Here is a 7,218-nt window from a genome sequence, read left to right as displayed (position 1 = left end):
TCAGGCAGCTGGCTAGTGGTATTCTCTGGCACGTGGCATATCCTTTTCTCGGCTGAGAATTGACGGCGTCTGAACACCGCCATGATATGCCGCCCCTCAGGGCATCACCAACTTTCGCGCGTTACTCCTCGTCATCCACCTGGCCGCAAGATGGCCCCCATGGCCTTGGAAAGATATGGGGCTCAGAAGGGAATTCGCTTTCGTGGATAGACACTGCGCTGCGAACTCAGGCGCGGCAGATCCATTTCGATAGGATCGGCGCGGGTGGTAGGAACGGCGCTGCCTGACACCCCCTAACCATCCGCGAGGTTTGACGGATCAGGAAACGATCCTAAGGGCACGCATGCCCGCAACCGGCCAATTTGAACGCAGGGGTTGACCGGTCAATCACGGTGCGGCCCAAGCCGATCTGGACGATCAGGCAAGGTCGACCATCACATGCTGCGATGACGGCACCTATGGCCGTGCTGCGCACGCAATCGCCGATTACACCGTTGCACGTCGGCTGAAGACTCCGGGCGATCTCACACCCTGCACATAGATCTGAAAAAGCGCAACTTTAGTGCCAGATCGGAATATTTTAAGTCCGATCGACCAATCGCCGGCACATCGCCCTCAAGCAGGTCCGTTGATTCATCCGGAGGTTGCCGTCCGGGACACCGGGCCCTGCGTTTGATCGCAAGGCCCGGCCTTAAAGCGCCAGGCGCTTAGTTGCTGCGAATCTCAGTCAGAGTGTTCTGAACCATATCGACGACATCAGCGCCGATATTGTCCTTGTGCTCGTCATAGACCGGCTGGGATTTCTCCAGCATCCGCTCCAGTTCTTCAGGGGTCACAACATTGAACTCAAGTCCAGCTTCCTGCATCTTCGCAAGAGACGTCTGGTTCAATTCCTGAATGACTTCGCGTTCAACATCGCGTCCCACCGCAGCGCATTCACGCAAAGCGGCCTGCTCCTCAGGGGAGTAGGTGTCGAAAATCGGCTTCGAGAACAGGAACAGGAACGGCGTGTAGCTGTGCTTTGTCTCACTGATATAGCTCTGCACCTCATAGAATTTCGAGGTGTCGATCGTGACGTAGGGGTTTTCCTGCGCGTCGATCGCTTTGGTCTCTAGCGCCGAGAACACCTCGCCAAAGGACATGGGCGTCGCATTGGCGTCGAAGTTCGAAAAGGTATCAAGGAAGATGTTGTTTTGCATAACGCGCATCTTCAGCCCTTCGAAATCCTCCCATTGGGTGATCGGGCGCTTCGAGTTCGACACGTTGCGGAAGCCGTTTTCCCAGTAGGCCAGATTGACCAGACCGACATTTTCCAGCTTCTCGTTGATGAAATCGCCGAACTCGCCATCCATCACGGCATAGGCTTCTTCATTCGACCGGAACAGGAACGGAAGGTCGAACACCCCAAGCGCCGGTTCAATCCCGACCAGAGGCGACGAGGACGTCACCACTGCTTCTTGCACGCCCGAACGCAGGGCCTGCGTGGCCTGAAGGTCGCCGCCAAGTGCGCCGCCCCAGAAGCCGGTCATCGTCATTTTGCCGCCGGTCCGGTCGTCCAGACAGACCTGCATGGCATCCATACCATTGGCAACCGGGTGATCTGCTGCGATGCCGTTTGACACGCGGAACGTCCGGTTTTTGAAGTCGGCCAGCGCGGGGCTAGCTACCGCACAGACGACCGTAGCCATAAGGGCTGCTTTCAGTTTCGAATTTTTCATGCGATCCTCCCATCATCAGGTGAAAAAGTTGTCTCTTTTGAAGGTATCTTACGGTTCAATAGAACCAATTTGCAGGCACAAGGACGATCTGCGGAAACAGAACCAGAACCAGAATGACAAGGATCTGAGCGAGCAGAAACGGCCAAACACCGACAATCACACGGCCAAGGGGCAACCTTCCCACCCCACTGACCACGTTCAGCACCACACCAACCGGCGGCGTCAGCAGGCCGATGCAGCAATTCATGATGAACATCACCCCGAAATAGACAGGGTCGATGCCCGCTTGCTTGACGATCGGCAGTAGCACCGGCGTCAGGATCAAAATGGTCGGCGTCAGATCCAATGCCGTACCGACGACGAGGACCAGTGCCATGATCGCCAGCATCAGCAGGATCGGACGGTCGATCAGCGGCTCGATAAAGCCCGAAAGCTCTGCCGGGATATTGGCGGCGGTAATCAGCCAAGCCGAGACCAGCGCGGCGCAGACCAGGAACATAACCGCCGCCGTGGTGCGCCCGGCGTTCAAAAGAACTTGCGCCAGATCCTTCAATTTCAGTTCGCGATAGATGCAGGTGCCGACGAACAGCGCATAGAAGGCGGCGATGACGGCCGCTTCGGTCGGGGTCACGATGCCGAACTTGATGCCGCCAAGGATAATCACCGGCATTCCCAGCGCCCAGATCGCCCGACCACCGGTTTTTGCGCGGTTCTCCCAGTTTGCCTTGGGCAAGGTTGCAACCTTGTCATTGCGCGCCACGATGATCCACGTGCCGATCAGCACCAGCGCCATCAATAGCCCCGGCACGATCCCGGCCATGAACAGTTTGGAAATTGAAATGTTTCCCGCCACGCCAAGAATGATGAAGGCCATCGACGGCGGGATCACCGGCGCAATCACACCGCCCGCTGCAATCAACCCCGCCGAGCGCGGCAGATTATAGCCCGCCTTCGCCATCATCGGCAGCAGGATCGCCGCAAGCGCCGCACTATCGGCCGCAGCCGAGCCCGAGATGCTGGCAAGAATGACCGCAGCAAAGATGGCCACGATCCCCAATCCTCCGCGGATATGGCCGACACAGGAGATCGAGAAATCGATAATGCGTTTGGACAGGCCGCCCGCATTCATCAACTCCCCCGCGAGAATGAAAAAGGGGATGGCCAGCAGGGTAAAGGTATCCGCGCCGATCATCATGTTCTGCGCGATGATCTGCGTGTTGAACATGCCCATATAGGTCATGAGCGACACACCGCACAGGATCAACGCAAAGGCGACCGGCACACCGATCATCATGGAGCCGATCAGTGAAACGATAAAGACAACCAGCGTCATTGCGCACCTCTTTCATCACCGGCAACGTGGTTTTCGTCGAGATGGTGGCGCTCACCGGCGAAGGCGGCAATTTCGTTTTCCGTAATCCGCCCTGTCACCAGCCGCAGAAACCGGGTCAGGGTAATCAGGGCGATCATCGAGGCTGTGAACATGCCGGTGCCATAGACCCATGCCATGGGAATCCCAGAGACCGGCGCGGTCATGCTGGCGTTGATCGGAAGTTGCTTCCACGTGCCCAGAAACAGCACCCAACAACAGCCGAGGATCAGAAGGTCCGATAGGCCCATCATCAGCATCCGGCCCCGCCGCCCAAGAGCGGCGACAAAGGTTTCCATTCCCATGTGCATGTGGTGGCGGTGCGCCACGACCGCCCCGATAAAGGTCAGCCAGACAAAGAAGAACCGCGACATTTCCTCGGATACCGGAATGCCCGAATTCATCCCATAGCGCAGCACGACGTTCAAAAAGACCATGATGGCCATGCCTGCCAGCAGGACAATCATCACCACATCAAGCAGACGGTAAAACAGATCGATGATACGGGCCATGGTTACACCTTGCCCCCAAGGCCCCGAGAAAGCAGGTTGCGGAACAACGCCACTGTACCGAACGACCACTCAGGGCAGGCTTCGCTGTTATCCACCCAATTCACCAGACGGCCCAGCGATGGCGCGGCGACCTCAACACGGTCACCGGTCGCATGCGTGAACCCCTGCCCTTCGCCATGACGATCCTTGGTCGGGGCGAACATGGTGCCTAGAAACAGCACCGCTCCGTCAGGGTATTGGTGCGACCGGTTGCGCATTTGCCCGACCAGATCGGCAGGGCTGCGCGAAATGGCGGTCATCGGGCTTTCGCCCGCCATTGTGAACCCGTCCTTACCCTCAACCAACAACGACACAACAGTCGCCTCGATATCGTTCATGGTGAACGCGTCATCGAACAAACGGATGAATGGACCAAGCGCGCAGGAGGCGTTGTTGTCCTTGGCCTTCCCCAATAGCAGCGCCGAGCGTCCCTCAACGTCGCGCAGGTTGACGTCATTGCCGAGCGTCGCCCCCACGATCCGCCCGTCGGCGCGGGTAACCATCACCATCTCAGGTTCGGGGTTGTTCCACTTCGACATCGCATGGATGCCCACCTGATCGCCGCAGCCGACTGCGGACATCGGTTGGGATTTGGTGAAAATCTCGGCGTCCGGGCCGATGCCGACCTCAAGATATTGCGACCACAGCCCCATATCCTGCAACAGCGCCTTGACCTGCGCGGCCTTATCAGAGCCGGCCTTAACATCGCGCAGGTTCTCGCCGATAACCGGGGCCAAGCGGGCGCGGACGTCTTGCGCGCGGGCCGCGTCGCCGCCAGCTTGCTCTTCAATCACACGCTCCAGCATGCTTTCGGCAAAGGTCACACCCGCGGCTTTCAAAGCCTGCAAATCCACCGGCGCCAGAAGCCGCCCCAGCGTGCCGTCTAGAAAGCCATCCAAGGGGCCAAGACAGGGCAGATCATCCCGCGCAAGAAGGACGCTTAGATCATCGCGCTCCAGCAGTCCGGACATGGTTGCCGCAACACCCGTCAGATCAAACACCTGAGCATCGCGTAGCGTAACGATACAAGGACCGCTCTGTGCGTCCGACCAAACACGTCCGACCAATGCTGCACGATGATGATCATCGGGCAAGATATGATCAGCCTTCAACATATGCGCTAAAGCCATTCGGCCCTCCCTCGGGTTGGCAGGGCGCCTCCGCACGCCCGGCAAGACACTTGTTGTCTGACAACGTTACAACAGTATGAGTGCCGGGACGCAAGTCGTAATCAAACGACTTTGGAAAAAAAATTTTGGCGTAATTTTATGAATAAAAATCGAGCCTTATGCCGATTCTCTGGGCGGATCCGATCAGATGGCGGCGCATGGCAGCACGCGCCATAGCCGGATCTCTGGTGCTGATTGCGTCACGAATGGCGGTATGTTCCTCCACCGTACGAGAGATCACATCCTCCAGTTGACCTTCGGTCCGCGCGATCACGATCACATGGCTAATGCGATCTGAAATCGCGCCGATGAACTGCGTAAAATAGTCATTGCCCGTCGACTCGGCGATGATGTGATGAAAGTCCAGATCCGCGGCCACGCCCGAACTTCCCCAGTCCTCGGTGGCGCAAATCCGCGCAAGGGCGGCGGTCATGGCCTCCATATGTTTGGGACTATGATGGACGGCAGACAACGCAGCGGCCTCCATCTCAAGAGGAAACCGCAACTGGTATAGATCATGGAAATCGTTCCTATCCATGCTCTTACCGTCTTCCAAACGGATTTGCCGGGCGGGCCGCTCCATCACGAACGCCCCGACCCCTTGCCGCGTTTCAACCAAGCCTTCGCTTTTAAGCTGGGCAATAGCTTCTCGTACAACTGTGCGGCTGACCCCAAAACTTTTAGACAGCGCATGTTCGGTCGGCAGCTTGTCCCCGGCTTTCAGGGTGCCGTCATAAATTCGCTTGCCAAATTCCGACGCAATCCGCGTCGGAAGATGGGCAACACGTTTAATCTGTTCGAATTCGCTTTCCATGGCCCCTCCCTTTGCCAGACAAGCGGATCGCCCGCCCTACAGCTCGATCTGGCAACCCCTATTCATCGTCAACGCCGGGTCCACCGCTGTGCGGATCGCTTCCAGCAACGCGCGCTGAACATCTGGAAGTCTTTGTTCAAAGTCGGCTTTTTTCAACCTACCGATCCCGTGTTCTGCGCTTATTGATCCGTCATAACGATCCAACACTTCGTTGGCGATCTGTTTGGCACGGTAGATTTGCGCCTCTACATCGCCGCGCGTGTCAGGCAACACGTTGAGGTGCACGTTCCCGTCGCCCACATGGCCATAGGACACACAGGTCGCACCGGGAAATTCCGCCAAGATGGCCGCCTCGGCCTCGGCGACAAATTCGGCCATTCGCGAAAGAGGCACGGAAATATCTGTGCGCAGATGTTTACCGCGTTTAGCCTGCCCCTCGTTCATGCCTTCACGGATCAGCCACAGGTTACGCGCCTGTGCCTGCGACGACGCCATCACCCCATCAACGGCAAGACCTTCCTCAAATGCATGCTCTGTGAAACGCGCCATCAGATCGTCAATATCGACCAGCCCTGAACCCGAAAGCTCCATCAACACATAGGCGGGATGTTCCGCCGCCATCGGCAGCGCCAAGTCCGGGATTCCCTCTTTCGCCAGCTGGAAGGCCGACGGGGGCATGAATTCAAACGCCGACATCAGATCGCAGCAAAGCCGCCGGGCCTGACGATACAGCGCGATCGCGTCTTCCAAGGACCCAACTGCCAAGAGCGCGGTCGCCACTTGTTCAGGTGCCGGAAACAGCTTGACAGATACCGCAGTGATGATGCCCAGAGTGCCCTCAGAGCCAATGAAAAGCTGTTTAAGGTCAATGCCTCTGTTGTCTTTACGCAGGCAGGTCAGCCCCTCGAACAGACTGCCGTCGGGCAGGACGACCTCCAACCCGAGCAACAGTTCGCGCGTCATCCCGTAGCGAAGCACATTGACCCCGCCCGCATTGGTCGCGACGTTGCCGCCCAGACGGCAACTGCCCTGCGCGCCCAGTGCCAGCGGAAAATACAGACCCGCCTGCGCGACCTTGTCCTTAAACTCTTCCAGCACGATACCGGCCTCGACCACGGCCGAGAAGTTAGCGGCATCAAGGCTGCGCACCGCTGTCATCCGTTCCAGCGACACCACCACCTGCCGGTCGGGCGCATCGGGCACGCCGCCCAGAACCAATCCGGTATTGCCGCCCTGCGGGATGATTTGCAGCCCAAGGTCCACTGCGGCGCGGACGCATTCCTGCACCTCGGCGGTGGTGCGCGGACGCAGGACCGCCACAGCATCCGACTGCACATCGCCGTGCCAGTCCCGGCAATAGGCCAGCACGTCAGGGCCGCGGACCACAATATCTTGGCCTAGACGCGCTTCCAACGCTTGTGCGGCGGCTTCACCCGTCTCGCCCTTATTCCCCTGCCCATTCACGGCGTCCATTCCCGGTCCTCCACAAAACATGCGCCCTTGCGAGCAAATCCTCTCTTGTCATTCTTATCAGGTTGTCGGACAACAAAACAAGATGAGATCAGCAGGGAGGTTGATCTCAGGACACCCGGAGGGA

General features: G+C 58.3%; 6 protein-coding genes. All 6 read right to left on the bottom strand.

The features are described 5' to 3' along the window. Nucleotides 1–707 precede the first annotated feature (707 nt). The 6 genes from BV911_RS10940 to BV911_RS10915 all read right to left on the bottom strand — a co-directional run bounded on the left by BV911_RS10940 (nucleotide 708) and on the right by BV911_RS10915 (nucleotide 7,094). Complete coding sequence (locus BV911_RS10940; RefSeq protein ID WP_168184045.1) at nucleotides 708–1,718, bottom strand: TRAP transporter substrate-binding protein; 1,011 nt, start codon at nucleotides 1,716–1,718, stop codon at nucleotides 708–710. Nucleotides 1,719–1,773: 55 nt separating this feature from the next. Further along, nucleotides 1,774–3,051, bottom strand: a complete 1,278-nt coding sequence (locus tag BV911_RS10935; RefSeq protein WP_086053649.1) for a TRAP transporter large permease — start codon at nucleotides 3,049–3,051, stop codon at nucleotides 1,774–1,776. Beyond that, on the bottom strand, nucleotides 3,048–3,599 hold the full coding sequence (locus BV911_RS10930; RefSeq protein ID WP_086053648.1) for a TRAP transporter small permease: 552 nt from the start codon (nucleotides 3,597–3,599) through the stop codon (nucleotides 3,048–3,050). The genes BV911_RS10935 and BV911_RS10930 overlap by 4 nt, the downstream gene beginning before the upstream one ends. A 2-nt stretch (nucleotides 3,600–3,601) precedes the next feature. Beyond that, the gene (locus BV911_RS10925) at nucleotides 3,602–4,768 is read right to left on the bottom strand and encodes a fumarylacetoacetate hydrolase family protein (RefSeq protein WP_086053647.1); all 1,167 of its coding nucleotides are present in this window, start codon (nucleotides 4,766–4,768) and stop codon (nucleotides 3,602–3,604) included. A 136-nt stretch (nucleotides 4,769–4,904) separates the two neighbouring features. After that, complete coding sequence (locus tag BV911_RS10920; protein ID WP_086053646.1) at nucleotides 4,905–5,621, bottom strand: FadR/GntR family transcriptional regulator; 717 nt, start codon at nucleotides 5,619–5,621, stop codon at nucleotides 4,905–4,907. Nucleotides 5,622–5,657: 36 nt separating this feature from the next. Further along, nucleotides 5,658–7,094 carry an FAD-binding oxidoreductase gene (locus tag BV911_RS10915; RefSeq protein ID WP_086053645.1) on the bottom strand — a complete coding sequence of 479 codons (1,437 nt, stop codon included), beginning with the start codon at nucleotides 7,092–7,094 and terminating at the stop codon, nucleotides 5,658–5,660. Nucleotides 7,095–7,218: the final 124 nt, after the last annotated feature.

It is taken from the genome of Pseudoruegeria sp. SK021 (genome assembly GCF_002119405.1).
GTDB lineage: Bacteria > Pseudomonadota > Alphaproteobacteria > Rhodobacterales > Rhodobacteraceae > Meridianimarinicoccus.
The sequence above is the reverse complement of the archived record's forward strand: the minus strand, read 5'-3'. Positions and strand labels throughout refer to the sequence as shown.